Source organism: Paraburkholderia sp. CI2, assembly GCF_014201055.1.
Classification (GTDB): Bacteria; Pseudomonadota; Gammaproteobacteria; order Burkholderiales; family Burkholderiaceae; genus Paraburkholderia; species Paraburkholderia tuberum.
The window spans coordinates 85,161-99,442 of the sequence record NZ_JACHDL010000008.1; the positions used below are offsets into that span (position 1 = coordinate 85,161).

The 14,282-nt window shown below is 63.9% G+C and carries 14 protein-coding genes; 13 read left to right on the plus strand and 1 reads right to left on the minus strand.

Annotated elements, in window-relative coordinates; all coding sequences use genetic code 11:
* The first annotated feature begins 110 nt into the window (after positions 1–110).
* From HDG32_RS13650 to HDG32_RS13685, 8 genes are all read left to right on the plus strand, one after another.
* Entirely contained in the window at positions 111–941 is an 831-nt protein-coding gene (locus HDG32_RS13650; protein ID WP_184067596.1) for a 3',5'-nucleoside bisphosphate phosphatase, read from the plus strand.
* Positions 942–1,054: 113 nt separating this feature from the next.
* Positions 1,055–1,690 carry an L-threonylcarbamoyladenylate synthase gene (locus tag HDG32_RS13655; RefSeq protein WP_090800752.1) on the plus strand — a complete coding sequence of 212 codons (636 nt, stop codon included), beginning with the start codon at positions 1,055–1,057 and terminating at the stop codon, positions 1,688–1,690.
* Between the two features lie 56 nt (positions 1,691–1,746).
* The gene (locus tag HDG32_RS13660) at positions 1,747–2,409 is read left to right on the plus strand and encodes a site-2 protease family protein (RefSeq protein ID WP_184067599.1); all 663 of its coding nucleotides are present in this window, start codon (positions 1,747–1,749) and stop codon (positions 2,407–2,409) included.
* Between the two features lie 6 nt (positions 2,410–2,415).
* On the plus strand, positions 2,416–3,618 hold the full coding sequence (locus HDG32_RS13665) for a tryptophan--tRNA ligase (RefSeq protein WP_090800748.1): 1,203 nt from the start codon (positions 2,416–2,418) through the stop codon (positions 3,616–3,618).
* Positions 3,619–3,646: 28 nt separating this feature from the next.
* The gene (locus HDG32_RS13670; RefSeq protein ID WP_184067602.1) at positions 3,647–4,249 is read left to right on the plus strand and encodes a methyltransferase domain-containing protein; all 603 of its coding nucleotides are present in this window, start codon (positions 3,647–3,649) and stop codon (positions 4,247–4,249) included.
* Between the two features lie 43 nt (positions 4,250–4,292).
* The gene (gene dapA, locus HDG32_RS13675; RefSeq protein ID WP_090800745.1) at positions 4,293–5,210 is read left to right on the plus strand and encodes a 4-hydroxy-tetrahydrodipicolinate synthase; all 918 of its coding nucleotides are present in this window, start codon (positions 4,293–4,295) and stop codon (positions 5,208–5,210) included.
* 123 nt (positions 5,211–5,333) lie between these two features.
* The gene (gene bamC, locus HDG32_RS13680; protein WP_184067605.1) at positions 5,334–6,473 is read left to right on the plus strand and encodes an outer membrane protein assembly factor BamC; all 1,140 of its coding nucleotides are present in this window, start codon (positions 5,334–5,336) and stop codon (positions 6,471–6,473) included.
* An 8-nt stretch (positions 6,474–6,481) separates the two neighbouring features.
* A complete protein-coding gene (locus HDG32_RS13685) occupies positions 6,482–7,255 on the plus strand; it encodes an MBL fold metallo-hydrolase (protein WP_090800741.1) in 774 nt (257 codons plus the stop codon).
* 118 nt (positions 7,256–7,373) lie between these two features.
* On the opposite strand, the gene HDG32_RS13690 is transcribed toward HDG32_RS13685, so the two are convergent.
* Positions 7,374–8,072: a Bax inhibitor-1/YccA family protein gene (locus HDG32_RS13690; RefSeq protein ID WP_018417558.1), complete on the minus strand. Its 699-nt coding sequence runs from the start codon at positions 8,070–8,072 to the stop codon at positions 7,374–7,376.
* A 269-nt stretch (positions 8,073–8,341) separates the two neighbouring features.
* On the opposite strand from HDG32_RS13690, the gene ndk reads away from it, so the two are divergent.
* From ndk to hisS, 5 genes are all read left to right on the plus strand, one after another.
* Complete coding sequence (ndk, locus tag HDG32_RS13695) at positions 8,342–8,767, plus strand: nucleoside-diphosphate kinase (protein WP_184067608.1); 426 nt, start codon at positions 8,342–8,344, stop codon at positions 8,765–8,767.
* Between the two features lie 210 nt (positions 8,768–8,977).
* Positions 8,978–10,129 carry a 23S rRNA (adenine(2503)-C(2))-methyltransferase RlmN gene (rlmN, locus tag HDG32_RS13700; protein ID WP_184067611.1) on the plus strand — a complete coding sequence of 384 codons (1,152 nt, stop codon included), beginning with the start codon at positions 8,978–8,980 and terminating at the stop codon, positions 10,127–10,129.
* A gap of 212 nt (positions 10,130–10,341) precedes the next feature.
* Complete coding sequence (locus HDG32_RS13705; RefSeq protein WP_184067613.1) at positions 10,342–11,481, plus strand: helix-turn-helix domain-containing protein; 1,140 nt, start codon at positions 10,342–10,344, stop codon at positions 11,479–11,481.
* A gap of 85 nt (positions 11,482–11,566) precedes the next feature.
* Positions 11,567–12,883 (plus strand): flavodoxin-dependent (E)-4-hydroxy-3-methylbut-2-enyl-diphosphate synthase, encoded by a 1,317-nt coding sequence (ispG, locus tag HDG32_RS13710; protein WP_184067616.1) that lies wholly within the window; start codon positions 11,567–11,569, stop codon positions 12,881–12,883.
* Between the two features lie 21 nt (positions 12,884–12,904).
* Positions 12,905–14,245 (plus strand): histidine--tRNA ligase, encoded by a 1,341-nt coding sequence (gene hisS / locus HDG32_RS13715; RefSeq protein WP_184067619.1) that lies wholly within the window; start codon positions 12,905–12,907, stop codon positions 14,243–14,245.
* The last annotated feature ends 37 nt before the right edge of the window (positions 14,246–14,282 follow it).

The following is a 14,282-nucleotide window of genomic DNA, read 5'->3' on the forward strand; positions in this document are numbered from 1 at the left end:
CTGGTCTTGACCTCGCGGCACGCCGGCAACCGGCACTGGCGTCGCGAGATACCCCTGCGGCCCCTTACTGCATTGCAGTAAAATGCCCCCAGAACCCTTCCAGGACCACGATGAACGCCGATCTTCACTGCCACTCCACCGTTTCCGACGGCCAGTTCGCGCCGGCCGACGTCGCGCGCCGCGCGCACGCTAACGGCGTGACGCTGTGGGCGCTCACCGATCACGACGAAGTGGGCGGCCAGCACGAGGCGCGCACCGCGGCCGAGGCTCTCGGCATGGATTACCTGAGCGGCGTCGAGATTTCGGTCACGTGGGCGGGGCGCACCGTGCACATCGTCGGACTCGGCATCGATCCGGGCAGCCAGATCCTGATCGACGGTCTCGCCCGCACGCGCGACGGCCGCGCCGCGCGCGCCGAAGCAATCGGCGAGCAACTGGCCACGCTCGGCATTCCAGACGCGTACGAGGGCGCGCTGCATTACGTATCGAATCCCGACATGATGTCGCGCACGCATTTCGCGCGCTTTCTGGTCGAGCACGGCCACTGCGCAAACACCCAGGAAGTGTTCGACCGCTATCTCGGCGACGGCAAGCCGGCTTACGTCGCGCACCGCTGGGCCAGGCTCGCCGACGCACTCGGCTGGATCCAGGCCGCGGGCGGCGTCGCGATCGTCGCGCATCCCGGTCGTTACGCATATTCGCAACTCGAATTCGACGCGTTCTTTGGCGAATTCATCGACCTCGGCGGCGAGGCGATCGAGGTCGTGACCGGCAGCCACACGCCCGGCCAGTACCGCGAATATGCGGACGTCGCGCGTCGCTATGGCTTCGAGGCCTCGCGCGGTTCCGACTTCCATGCGCCTGGCGAAGGCCGCGTCGAACTCGGTGCACTGCCGCCGCTACCCGCCGATCTGAAGCCCGTTTGGGAACGCTGGCTGTGACCGCGCGCCGTGCCGGAGCGGCACGGCGCGCGCGGGGGCCGGCTGGATGCGGCACGCGCTCTGCTCGCCGCAGCCCATCCGCCGCAGTTCGTCTGCCGCCATCGTGAGTCTCCATGTCCCAATACTTTCGGCTTCACCCCGACAATCCGCAACCGCGTCTCGTCAAGCAGGCCGTGCAGATCATCAACGGCGGCGGCGTGGTCGCCTTGCCGACCGATTCGACCTACGCGCTCGCCTGCCGTCTCGACGACAAGGATGCGGTCGAACGCCTGCGGCGCATCCGCGGACTCGACGAAAAGCAACTACTGTCGCTGCTCGTGCGTGATCTGTCGGAGCTCGCCAATTTTGCTATGGTGGACAACTGGCAGTACAGGCTGCTTAAGTCGGTGACCCCGGGTCCGTACGTGTTCGTGCTGCAGGCCACCAAGGAAGTGCCGCGGCGCGTGTCGCATCCGTCGCGCAAGACGATCGGCCTGCGCGTGCCGGATCACGCGATCACGCTCGCGATTCTCGAGGAGCTCGGCCAGCCGCTGCTGGGCTCGACACTGATCATGCCCGGCGAAACCGAGCCGCTGAACGACCCCGAGGAAATCCGCGCGCGGCTCGAAAAGCAGCTCGATCTGGTGATCGACGGCGGCGCGTGCGTGTGCGAGCCGTCCACCGTAATCGATCTGACCGGCTCGGAGCCGGTGCTGGTGCGGGCAGGGCGCGGCTCGCTCGCGCCGTTCGGTCTCGAGGAAACGGCGTGAGCGTCGTGAGCGAAAGCGGACAGACACGCGCGAGCGCATTGTTACAATAGCGAGCTATGGATTCTTCCCTGATACAGACGATTGCGGTGTACGCGCTGCCGGTGATCTTCGCGATTACGCTGCACGAGGCTGCGCATGGCTACGTCGCGCGCTGGCTCGGCGACAACACCGCGTACGTGCTCGGCCGCGTGTCGCTGAACCCGATGCGGCACATCGATCCGCTCGGCACGATCGCCATTCCGCTGCTGCTGTACTTCGCGACGAGCGGCGCGTTCGTGTTCGGCTATGCGAAGCCGGTGCCGGTCGCGTTCGGCAATCTGCGCAACCCGCGCTGGGGCAGCCTATGGGTCGCGGCGGCCGGGCCCGTGTGCAATTTCATCCAGGCGCTGTTCTGGGGCGTGTTCGGCGTTGCGCTCGCGGGGCTCAATGTCAACGAACCGTTTTTCACGCGCATGGCGGGCGCGGGCGTCGGCGTCAATCTCGTGCTCGGCGTGCTGAACCTGTTTCCATTGCCGCCGCTCGATGGCGGCCGCGTGGTGATGGCCCTGTTGCCGCCGAAGCAATCGATCGCGTTGTCGCGGCTCGAGCCGTACGGCTTTTTCATCGTCATGGCGCTGGTGATGACGGGTACGCTCACGCGATTCTGGTTGAGGCCACTCGTGACGCTCGGGTATAGCGCGATCACCGCAATTCTGACTCCACTTGTATCGCTTTTCTAAATAACCATGTTCCCAGACCGTATCTTCTCCGGCATGCGGCCCACCGGGTCGTTGCACCTCGGCCACTATCACGGCGTGCTGAAAAACTGGGTGCGGCTGCAGTCCGAATACCCGTGCTTCTTCTGCGTGGTCGACTGGCACGCACTGACGACGCACTACGAAACGCCCGAAGTGATCGAAAAGAACGTGTGGGACGTGCTGATCGACTGGCTCGCTTCCGGCATCGATCCGGCGCAGGCGACGCTGTTCATCCAGAGCAAGGTGCCCGAGCATGCCGAGCTGGCGCTGCTGCTCGGCATGAGCACGCCGCTCGGCTGGCTCGAACGCGTGCCGACCTACAAGGAGCAGATGGAAAAGCTGAAGGACAAGGACCTGTCCACCTACGGCTTCCTCGGCTATCCGGTGCTGATGGCGGCGGACATTCTGCTGTATCGCGGCTCGCTCGTGCCGGTCGGTGAAGACCAGGTGCCGCACGTCGAGATGACGCGCGAAATCGCCCGTCGTTTCAACTACCTGTACGGCCGTGAGCCGGGCTTCGAGGAGAAGGCGAACGAAGCCGCGAAGAAGCTCGGCGGCAAGCGCTCGAAGCTGTATCACGAGTTGCGCAACGCGTATCAGCAGGAAGGCGACGACGAAGCGCTCGAACGCGCGCGGGCGATGCTGCAGGAATCGCAAAGCCTGTCGATGAGCGATCGCGAGCGCCTGTTCGGCTATCTCGAAGGTTCGCGCAAGATCATCCTCGTCGAGCCGCAGGCGATGCTGACCGAGGCGTCGCGCATGCCGGGTCTCGACGGCCAGAAGATGTCGAAGTCGTACGGCAACACGATCGGCCTGCGCGAAGACGCGGAAACCATCACGAAGAAGGTCCGTACGATGCCGACTGACCCCGCGCGCGTGCGCCGCACCGATCCGGGCGATCCCGACAAGTGCCCGGTGTGGCAATTGCATCAGGTCTATACCGACGAAGCGACCCACGAGTGGGTGCAGAAGGGCTGCCGCTCGGCAGGCATCGGTTGCCTCGATTGCAAGCAGCCGGTCGTCGAAGGGATTCTGCGCGAGCAGCAGCCGATGCTCGAGCGCGCGCAGAAGTACATGGACGACCCGTCGCTGTTGCGCGCGATCGTCGCCGATGGCTGCGACAAGGCACGCCGGTTCGCGACCGAAACGATGCGCGACGTCCGTGAGGCGATGGGGCTGTCGTACAACTGATGCGCACCCGACGCACCGCGGTGCAGCGATGAGCACGCCCGTTACCAGTGGCTTGCATGGCCTCGGTGAACCGTCGCGCTGGGTGCGTCACTGGGCGCACCTGATCGCGCCGGGCGGCGCGGTGCTCGACGTCGCGTCGGGGGCCGGGCGGCATGCGCGCTTTTTTGCGTCGCTCGGCCATCCGGTCACCGCGATCGATCGTGACGCGGCTGCTCTCGACCTGCTGCGCGACGCGCTGCTCGTCACACCTCTCGTGGCCGATCTCGAAGGCGCGACGTGGCCGCTACCGGCCGATGCGGCGTTCGCCGCCGTCGTGGTCACCAACTACCTGCACCGGCCGCTTTTTCCGCAGTTGCTGCGCGCGCTCGCGCCCGGCGGCGTACTGGTTTACGAGACCTTCGCGCAAGGAAACGAAAGCGTCGGCAAACCCTCCAATCCGGCGTTTTTGCTCGCGCCTGGCGAGCTGCTCGACACCGTGCGGGGCCACCTGCGGGTGATCGCATTTCAGGACGGATTTCTCGCCGAGCCGCGTCCGGCCTACGTTCAGCGCATCTGCGCGGTTCGGGAAACGGCCCGGGCGCATGATCCCGCACGGGCAACAGCGCCACCTTGTTACGAGTTGGCTGGCTAATCCGCTACAATCGCGGTTTACCTGATCATATTCATGGCGTTTCATGACTAACGGCAACCACAGCGGTCACCAGGACGGCGTTCAGATCCGCGGCAGCATTCCTGCCATCATCACTCCGATGCTCGAAGACGGCAGCCTCGATCTGCCGGCGTTTCGCAAACTGATCGACTGGCACGTCGAGGAAGGCACGAATGCGCTCGTCGTGGTCGGCACGAGCGGCGAGTCGGCCACGCTGTCGGTCGAAGAACACGTGCTGATGGTCAAGACCGCGGTCGAGCACACCGCTGGACGCATTCCTGTCATCGCGGGCGCGGGTGCCAATTCCACCGCTGAGGCGATCGAACTCACGCAACACGCGAAGGACGTCGGCGCGGATGCCACGCTGCAGGTCGTGCCGTACTACAACAAGCCGACCCAGGAAGGCATCTACCGCCATTTCGCGAAGATCGCCGAAACCGTCGATCTGCCAGTGATTCTGTACAACGTGCCGGGCCGCACCGTCGCCGACATGAGCAACGAGACCATCCTGCGCTGCGCACAGGTGCCGGGCATCGTCGGCGTGAAGGAGGCCACGGGCAACATCGACCGCGCCGCGCATCTGATCAAGTCGGCGCCGGCGCATTTCGGCATCTATAGCGGCGACGACCCCACCGCGATCGCGCTGATGCTGCTCGGCGGTCACGGCAATATTTCGGTCACCGCGAACGTCGCGCCGCGCGCAATGAGCGAACTGTGCAAGGCCGCGCTCGCCGCGGACGTGAAGACCGCGCGCGAGATTCATCTGAAACTCCTGTCACTGCACAAGTACCTGTTTGCCGAAGCGAATCCGATTCCGGCGAAGTGGGCGCTGCAGCAACTGGGGCGTGTGCAGGGCGGCATCCGCCTGCCGCTCACGCCGCTCGACGCGCAATACCACGAAGTGGTGCGCGGCGCGCTGCGCGAAGCGGGCCTGCTCGGCTGAACGGGCCGACCGTCCCGCCGCCCACGCAAGACCGCCACCGGCATTTCATTAACCGACGTCGCTTCAGCCCACGTTCCCGGCAGATCGAACGAGGCATCGCGTTCCAGCATCACGAAGGACCTCATGAAACGTTCCGCACTTTCCCTCCACGCAACCCGCATGGCGGCGCTGGCGCTTGCCCTGTCGACGCTCGCCGGCTGTGACACGCTGAACGACTGGTTCGCTTCCGACCGCGTCAACTACAAGGCGACCTCGAGCGCGCCGCCGCTCGCCGTGCCGAGCGATCTGAGCACGTCGCCGAACGACCAGCGCTATGTGGCACCGCCGGCCAATCTGGCGCTTGGTGGCACGCCGACGCGCGCTGTCACGGCGGCCGGCAACGCGACCGAAGGTCAGCCGAACGCGCAGGATCCGCTCGGCATGCATATCGAGCGCGACGGCGACCGTCGCTGGCTGGTGGTCGACGGCCGTTCCCCGGAACAGCTCTGGCCGCAGCTGCAGGAGTTCTGGCAGGAAAACGGCTTCGTGCTGAAGACCGATGCGCCGGCCACCGGCATCATGACGACCGACTGGGCGGAAAACCGCGCGAACATTCCGGACGACTGGTTCCGCCGCACGATCGGCAAGGTCATCGACTTCGCCTATTCGTCGGGCACCCGCGACAGTTTCCGCACGCTGGTATCGCGCGGTCCGGACGGCGCGACCGATATCTCGATCACGCACAGCGCGATGGAAGAGGTGATGACCGGGCAGGACAAGACGTCTTCGCGCTGGGAAGAGCGTCCGCGTGATCCGGCGCTCGAGGCGCTGTTTCTCGCCAAGCTGATGCAGAAGTTCGGCCTGACCGAAGCACAATCGAAGCAACTGCTGACCGACGCGCGCACCGCCGCCGCGCCGACCACGATCGAGCAGAGCGCGGGTGCGTCGACGCTCGATCTGCAGGAGTCGTTCGACCGTGCCTGGCTGCGTGTGGGCCTCGCGCTCGATCGCACCAACTTTACGGTCGACAACCGCGATCGCGAGAAGGGCATCTACTACGTGCGCTACGCGGATTCGATGCAGGAACTGAAGAAGGAAGGCCTGTTCGGCAAACTATTCTACAGCGGCAATTCGACGCGCAAGCCGGGCCAGGAATTCCTCGTCAATGTGCGCGCGAAGGGCGACGCGGTGACGCAGGTCGCGGTCGTCGACGCGAATGGGCAGATCGACACGTCGTCGGACGCGCAGCGCATCGTGTCGCTGCTGCACGCGCAACTGAACTAAGGCGGGTCGTGCGCTTCGCAAGTCTCGGCAGCGGCAGTGAAGGCAATGCGCTGCTGGTGGAGGCGCGCAGCGGTGCGGTCACCACGCGTGTGCTGCTCGATTGCGGTTTTTCCGCGCGCGAAGTCGAGCGGCGTCTGACGCGGCTCGGCGCGAGTGCCGAGCACCTCGACGCGATCCTGATTACGCATGAACATAGCGATCACATCGGCAGCGCATTGACGCTGGCGCGCAAGTGGTCGATTCCGCTGTACATGAGCTGGGGCACCGCGCGCGCGGTGGGCGCCGACGAAGCCGATGTTGACCTGCAGGTGCTGTGGGGCGACGAGGCGGTATCGATCGGAGAGCTCAGCGTTCTCCCTTATACCGTTCCGCACGACGCTCGCGAACCGCTCCAATACGTGTTCTCGAACGGCGCGAGCCGGCTTGGCGTGCTCACCGACGTGGGCACCTCCACGCCGCATATCAGCGCGGTGCTGAGTGGCTGCGACGCGCTCGTGCTCGAATGCAATCATGACGTGCAGATGCTCGCGGGCAGTCGTTATCCGCCGTCGCTGAAGGCGCGTATCGGCGGCAATCACGGGCATCTGAACAATCACGCGGCAGCTGAAATCCTGGCGTCGCTCGACCGCTCGCGCTTGCGGCATCTGGTCGCAGCGCATCTGAGCCAGCAGAACAATCTGCCGGAACTTGCGCAGGCGGCGCTGGCGGGCGTGCTTGACGCGGCTCCCACGGAGGTGGTGGTTGCGTCGCAGAGCGAAGGTTTCGCGTGGTTGACGGTGTGACTGTGGCACCCGGTTGGCGTCCGGTCGCGCTGCACGCCATGCGCCGGGTGGTCAGGTAATGAAAAAGCCCATAACGAGCAATCGTTATGGGCTTCTAATTTGAGCGTCGAGGGCAAACTTAATTGCGGTTGCCGCCAAAAATGCCGAGCAGCGCAAGCAGATTGACGAACACGTTGTACAGATCCAGGTAGATCGCCAGCGTCGCCGTGATGTAATTCGTCTCGCCGCCGTTCACGACGCGCTGCACGTCAAACATGATGTAGGCGGAAAAGATCACGATTGCCATGACTGAAACCGTCAGCATCAGCGCCGGCAGTTGCAGGAACACGTTCGCGACCGAAGCCAGCAGGATCACGATCACGCCCATGAAGAGCCACTTGCCGAGGCCCGAGAAGTCGCGTTTGCTGACCGTGGCGATGGTCGCCATGGCCGCGAAGATCACACCGGTGCCACCAAAAGCGAGCATGATCAGCGACGGGCCGTTCGAGAAGCCGAGCACGAACGCGAGAATGCGCGACAGCATCAGCCCCATGAAGAACGTGAAGCCGAGCAGTACGAAAACGCCGACGGCGCTGTCCTTGGTGCGCTGGATCGCGAACATGAAGCCGAAGGCGATCGCGAAGAATGCCAGCATGCTCATGGCGGGGCTGGTGGCGGCGAACAGTGAGAAGCCGGTGGCAAGACCCACCCACGCGCCGAGCACGGTCGGAATCATGGACAGCGCGAGCAGCCAGTAGGTATTCCGTAGCACGCGGTTGCGTGTTTCGACCGTGCTGACCGCGCCGTTGCGGCCAAACATATACGGATGTTCGTTCATGATCTCTCCTTACCTCGGAAGCGTGTTTCGTGATGGTGATACGGCAATTTGCGAAGCGCCGGCGGGCGCACCGTTCATCCGTAAGATTAGCGCGGCAGCACGGAGTTTCAATACCTCCAGTCGCCCACATGGCCTACGCTACCAGTATTTCGCGCCCTTTGCTTTGATTCTTTCAGTGCTGTAAGGGTTCAATCGCAATGGCGCACGGGGAACATGCTACAATAGCGGATTCATTTGAATCTGTAACTTCTTAATTTTTTGGAGTTTTTATGGCGATCGAGCGCACCCTGTCGATTATCAAGCCGGACGCAGTGGCCAAGAACGTGATCGGCCAGATCTATACCCGTTTTGAAAACGCTGGTCTGAAGATCGTGGCATCGCGCATGGTTCATCTGTCGCGTGCTGACGCCGAGAAGTTCTACGCCGTGCACGCAGCACGTCCGTTCTTCAAGGACCTCGTCGAATTCATGATCTCGGGTCCGGTGGTCGTGCAGGCGCTGGAAGGCGAAAACGCGATCCTGAAACACCGTGATCTGATGGGTGCGACTGACCCGAAGAAGGCAGAAAAGGGCACGATCCGTGCCGACTTCGCGGACAGCATCGACGCCAACGCGGTGCACGGCTCGGACGCATCGGAAACGGCCGCGATTGAAATCGCATTCTTCTTCCCCCAAGTCAACGTCTACTCGCGTTGAGCGCCTCGCGCTGAGGTCAGGCACTGGCCTCGGTCGTAAGTCGAGTCCGCCTGGCGCGTTTCGTGCAGCCGAATTGTTTTATCGCATGAATCGCGCGCGTTGCACGGCAAAGTAGTAAGGTAAAAGCAGCAGGAATGGGCGCGAACGGGCACGGCGTTCATGCAGCTTGTTGCATGAACGTAGTCTCGCAATGAAATGGCAGGATTCGATATGACGAGCAGTCCCTCCGTCAACCTTCTCGACCTCGACGCCCAAGGGCTCGTCGCCTATTGCGACAGCCTGGGCGAGAAACCGTTTCGCGCCAAGCAATTGCAGCGCTGGATTCATCAATACAACGCTGCCGACTTCGACGGCATGACCGATCTCGCGAAGTCCTTGCGCGAAAAGCTTAAAGGGCGCGCCGCGATCACGATGCCGGACGTCGTCAGCGACCACGTTTCGTCGGACGGCACACGCAAGTGGCTGATCGACGTCGGAAACGGCAACGCCGTTGAAACCGTCTACATCCCCGAAGAAACGCGCGGCACGCTGTGTGTGTCGTCACAGGCTGGGTGTGCGGTCAACTGCCGGTTCTGCTCGACCGGCAAGCAGGGGTTCTCCCGCAATCTCACTACCGGCGAAATCATCGGCCAGTTGCGCATGGCTGAGTTTGCGCTGCGCGCGTCGCGTGGTGATGCCGGCGGCCGCGCGATGGGGGGCGACGGCAAGGGCGAGCGCGTCGTCACGAACGTCGTGATGATGGGGATGGGCGAGCCGCTGCTCAATTACGACGCAGTCGTGCCGGCCATGCGCCTGATGCTCGACGACAATGCGTACGGCCTGTCGCGCCGGCGCGTCACGTTGTCCACTTCGGGCGTCGTACCGATGATGGACCGGCTCGGCGCGGATCTGCCCGTGGCGCTCGCGGTGTCGCTGCATGCCTCGAACGACGCGCTGCGCGACGTGCTGGTGCCGCTCAACAAAAAGTACCCGCTGCGCGAGCTGATGGCGGCGTGCGAGCGCTATCTGAAAGTCGCGCCGCGAGATTTCATTACGTTCGAATACTGCATGCTCGATGGCGTGAACGACAGCGAGGCGCACGCGCGCGAGTTGCTCGCCGTCACGCGTAACGTGCCGTGCAAGTTCAATCTGATTCCGTTCAATCCGTTCCCCGAATCGGGCCTTATCCGTTCGAAGCCGGAACAGATCAAGCGGTTTGCGCAGGTGTTGATGGACGCTGGCGTGGTCACCACTGTGCGCAAGACCCGCGGCGACGATATCGATGCTGCCTGCGGTCAGCTGGCCGGCGCGGTGAAAGACCGCACGCGTCTTGCTGAGCGCACCGGGAAGGCGGCGAAGGTGATCGAGGTTCGCGCCGTGTAATCGCGAGGGGCGGCAGGGCGTCGGCGTTCGGCGGAAAGCACCGCGAGCGCAAAAATGCTCCCATGCCACCGGCGATTAAAAGAAAGTTTGCAGAATCGATCGGGAGCGGTACACAAAGCCGCACATTTTGTTATAAACGGTCTGCGATTTGGACGTGACGCTCGAGCCCGTCCGGTCGCACGATTAAAAGAATCGACGCGAAAGGATTTGGGATGAGTGAGCCGCAGCACCCGCAGCCGCACGAGACAGACACGAGCGATGGCCATCCGGCACCCGTTGCAAGGGCGGTGGTCCAGCCTGTCGTGCAGCCGGCCCTTGATTCGTTGGCAGCGGTTGGCGCGCGCTTGACCCAGTTGCGCGAGTCGAAAGGCTGGACTATCGAGGACGTGTCGGCGCGGCTGAAGGTGTCGGTCGTCAAGCTGAGCGCGCTCGAGGCGGGCGACGTCAGCCATCTGCCGGACACGACGTTCGCACTCGGCGTCGTGCGCAGCTACGCGAAAATGCTGGGCGCCGATCCGGCGCCTTTTACGGCGGCGCTGCGTCGCGAGAAGGGCGTGCCGGCGCCGAATCTGTCGATGCCGGCGTCATCGGGCAAGGATCTGCCGCGCGGCAAGGTTTCGCTGTCGCTCGGCGACAGCGGGCATAAGAGCCGTTCGTGGCTGTGGGGCATTGCGGCGATCGTCGTCGCGGTCATCGCACTCGGGATGTGGCGCACTAACGGCGGTGATTCGTCCGCGTGGCTCGCGCGCCTGAAGGCAAGCGCGAATAGTTCGACTATCAGCGACACGGCGGCTTCGGGCGCGGTCGCTCAGGGTCCGGCGACGGCGGCGGAAGGGGCATCGGCGCCGGATGCGGCGGCCACGGCTGACAACGCGGCGAGCGCTGATAATGCGGTGTCTGCGTCGGCAACGCCGATGCCGGCTCCGCTTGCCACTGGCACCGCGCCGGGCTCGGCCCCGGCAGCGAATACAGCGGCAACGCCGGCACCGACGGCCGCGGCACCGAAGGCCGGCTCGCAGGCTCAGGCACAGGCCGCCATGGAGAGCGCAAATGCACCGGCGGTCGTGGCGAACGCGTCGGCACCGGCGGTCACGCCAGCGCTCGGCGAGGCGGTCGTCGCGCTGCGCGTGACGCAGGACAGCTGGTTCAGCGTGCGTGACAAGAACGGCAAGGAACTGTTCTCCGGCCTCGTGCATGCCGGCGATCCGAAGCAAGTGACGGGTGTCGGTCCGTTCAAGGTCACGGTCGGCAACACGGCGGGTCTCGAGTCGGTGACGCTCGACGGCCAGCCGGTCGATCCGTCGAAATATGCGACAGCCAAGGGCAACGTGGCGCGCTTTGCGCTGCCTTGACAGATACGGTATGCGCCGCGGTCAACCGGTCCGCGGCGCTTTTTCAATTCAGGCGCTGCGTTTTTGCATAGCGCGTGCGGCGTAAATGGGTTTTTCGATGCAAACCGAAGCTCAATCCCAATCCTGTAGCAAGATCGTTTCAGACGAGCCGGTGTTCGGCGGCCCCGCGATGCGGCGCAAGTCGCATGCGGTCAACGTCCGCTGGGGCGGCCAGCTCGTGACCGTCGGCGGCGATGCGCCGGTGCGCGTGCAGTCGATGACCAACACCGACACCGCCGACGCGATCGGCACCGCTATCCAGATCAAGGAACTGGCGCAAGCCGGGTCCGAACTGGTGCGTATCACCGTGAATACGCCGGAAGCGGCGGCGGCCGTTCCGGCGATCCGCGAGCAACTCGACCGCATGGGCGTGATGGTGCCGCTCATCGGCGACTTCCACTACAACGGCCACCTGCTGCTGCGCGACTATCCGGGCTGCGCGGAATCGCTGTCGAAGTACCGGATCAATCCGGGCAACGTCGGGCACGGCGCGAAGCGCGACACGCAGTTCGCGCAGATGATCGAGACGGCGGTCAAATACGACAAGCCGGTGCGCATCGGCGTGAACTGGGGCAGCCTCGACCAGGACCTGCTCGCGAAGATGATGGACGAAAACGGCTCGCGCGCCACTCCGTGGGAAGCGCAAAGCGTGATGTACGAAGCGTTGATCCAGTCGGCGATCGGCTCGGCGGAACGTGCGGTCGAACTCGGCCTCGGGCGCGACCAGATCATCCTGTCGTGCAAGGTCAGCGGCGTGCAGGATCTGATTGCCGTGTACCGCGAACTCGCGCGCCGTTGCGATTTCGCGCTGCATCTTGGCCTGACCGAAGCGGGCATGGGCTCGAAGGGCATCGTCGCGTCAACCGCGGCGCTGTCGGTTCTGCTGCAGCAGGGCATCGGCGATACGATCCGTATTTCGCTGACGCCGGAACCGGGCGCGTCGCGCACAGGCGAAGTGATCGTCGGTCAGGAAATTCTGCAGACCATGGGCCTCCGGTCGTTCACGCCGATGGTGATCGCGTGCCCCGGCTGCGGCCGCACCACGAGCACGCTGTTCCAGGAACTCGCGTCGCAGATCCAGACCTACCTTCGTCAGCAGATGCCGGTGTGGCGCGACCAGTATCCCGGCGTCGAGCAGATGCACGTCGCGGTGATGGGCTGCATCGTCAATGGTCCGGGCGAATCGAAGCAGGCGAATATCGGCATCAGCCTGCCGGGCTCGGGCGAGAATCCGGCCGCGCCGGTGTTCATCGACGGCGAAAAGGTGAAGACGCTGCGCGGCGAGAACATCGCGCAAGAATTCCAGCAAATCGTGAGCGACTACGTCGAGCGCCGCTATGGCCGCGCCGACGCGCTCAACTAAATACCCGCTATCGAAACACAGATGACTGAACAGAAGAAAAAGCTCGAGAAGCTGTCTGGCGTGAAGGGCATGAACGACATCCTTCCGCAGGAAGCCGGGCTCTGGGAATTTTTCGAAACCACCGTCAAGTCGATGCTGCGTTCGTACGGATACCAGAATATCCGCACGCCGATCGTCGAGCATACGCAGCTGTTCACACGCGGTATCGGCGAAGTGACCGACATCGTCGAAAAAGAGATGTACAGCTTCACCGACGCATTGAACGGCGAAAACCTGACGATGCGCCCGGAAAACACGGCGGCCGTGGTGCGCGCGTCGATCGAACACAACATGCTGTACGATGGCCCGAAGCGTCTGTGGTATATCGGTCCGATGTTCCGTCACGAGCGTCCGCAGCGCGGCCGTTATCGCCAGTTCCACCAGGTCGGTGTCGAGGCGCTCGGTTTCGCGGGTCCGGATGCGGACGCGGAAATCATCATGATGTGCCAGCGTCTGTGGGACGACCTCGGCCTGACTGGCATCAAGCTCGAAATCAACTCGTTGGGCCTCGCTGAAGAGCGCGCCGCGCATCGTGTCGAACTGATCGCGTATTTCGAAAAGCACATGGACGTGCTCGACGAAGACGCGAAGCGCCGTCTCTATACGAACCCGCTGCGCGTGCTCGATACGAAGAATCCTGCGCTGCAGGAAGTCGCGCGGAACGCGCCGAAGCTGATCGATTTTCTTGGGGAAGAATCGCGCGCGCACTTCGAAGCTCTGCAGCGTCTGCTGAAGGCGAACAACCTTCCGTTCACGATCAATCCGCGTCTCGTGCGCGGTCTCGATTACTACAATCTGACCGTGTTCGAGTGGGTGACCGACAAACTCGGCGCGCAAGGCACGGTCGCGGCGGGCGGCCGCTACGATCCGCTGATCGAACAGCTCGGCGGCAAGCCGACGGCTGCGTGCGGCTGGGCGATGGGCGTCGAGCGGATTCTCGAGCTGCTGAAGGAGGAACAGCTCGTGCCGGAAGACGAAGGTTGCGACGTGTACGTGGTCCATCAGGGCGACACCGCGCGCGAGCAGGCGTTCATCATCGCCGAGCGTCTGCGCGATACCGGTCTCGACGTGATCCTGCATTGCAGCGTGGACGGTCAGTCGGCAAGCTTCAAGTCGCAGATGAAGCGCGCCGACGCGAGCGGCGCCGCGTTCGCGGTCGTGCTCGGCGAAGATGAGATCGCCAACGGCACGGTCGGCGTGAAACCGCTGCGCGATACGCAAGCCCACGGCGGTAAGAACGAGCAACAGAACGTGCCCGCCGAAGACTTGACCGAATATCTAATCAATGCGATGGTTGCATCCGCCGAAGACGGCGACGACTGATCGCGATGTCGTTGGGCCGGCTGGCTCGACACGCACA

Coding starts and splice junctions, on each gene's coding strand:
- HDG32_RS13650 (WP_184067596.1), top strand. CDS start 111: ATGAACGCCGATCTTCACTGCCACTCCACCGTTTCCGACGGCCAGTTC.
- HDG32_RS13655 (WP_090800752.1), top strand. CDS start 1,055: ATGTCCCAATACTTTCGGCTTCACCCCGACAATCCGCAACCGCGTCTC.
- HDG32_RS13660 (WP_184067599.1), top strand. CDS start 1,747: ATGGATTCTTCCCTGATACAGACGATTGCGGTGTACGCGCTGCCGGTG.
- HDG32_RS13665 (WP_090800748.1), top strand. CDS start 2,416: ATGTTCCCAGACCGTATCTTCTCCGGCATGCGGCCCACCGGGTCGTTG.
- HDG32_RS13670 (WP_184067602.1), top strand. CDS start 3,647: ATGAGCACGCCCGTTACCAGTGGCTTGCATGGCCTCGGTGAACCGTCG.
- dapA (WP_090800745.1), top strand. CDS start 4,293: ATGACTAACGGCAACCACAGCGGTCACCAGGACGGCGTTCAGATCCGC.
- bamC (WP_184067605.1), top strand. CDS start 5,334: ATGAAACGTTCCGCACTTTCCCTCCACGCAACCCGCATGGCGGCGCTG.
- HDG32_RS13690 (WP_018417558.1), bottom strand. CDS start 8,072: ATGAACGAACATCCGTATATGTTTGGCCGCAACGGCGCGGTCAGCACG.
- ndk (WP_184067608.1), top strand. CDS start 8,342: ATGGCGATCGAGCGCACCCTGTCGATTATCAAGCCGGACGCAGTGGCC.
- rlmN (WP_184067611.1), top strand. CDS start 8,978: ATGACGAGCAGTCCCTCCGTCAACCTTCTCGACCTCGACGCCCAAGGG.
- HDG32_RS13705 (WP_184067613.1), top strand. CDS start 10,342: ATGAGTGAGCCGCAGCACCCGCAGCCGCACGAGACAGACACGAGCGAT.
- ispG (WP_184067616.1), top strand. CDS start 11,567: ATGGGTTTTTCGATGCAAACCGAAGCTCAATCCCAATCCTGTAGCAAG.
- hisS (WP_184067619.1), top strand. CDS start 12,905: ATGACTGAACAGAAGAAAAAGCTCGAGAAGCTGTCTGGCGTGAAGGGC.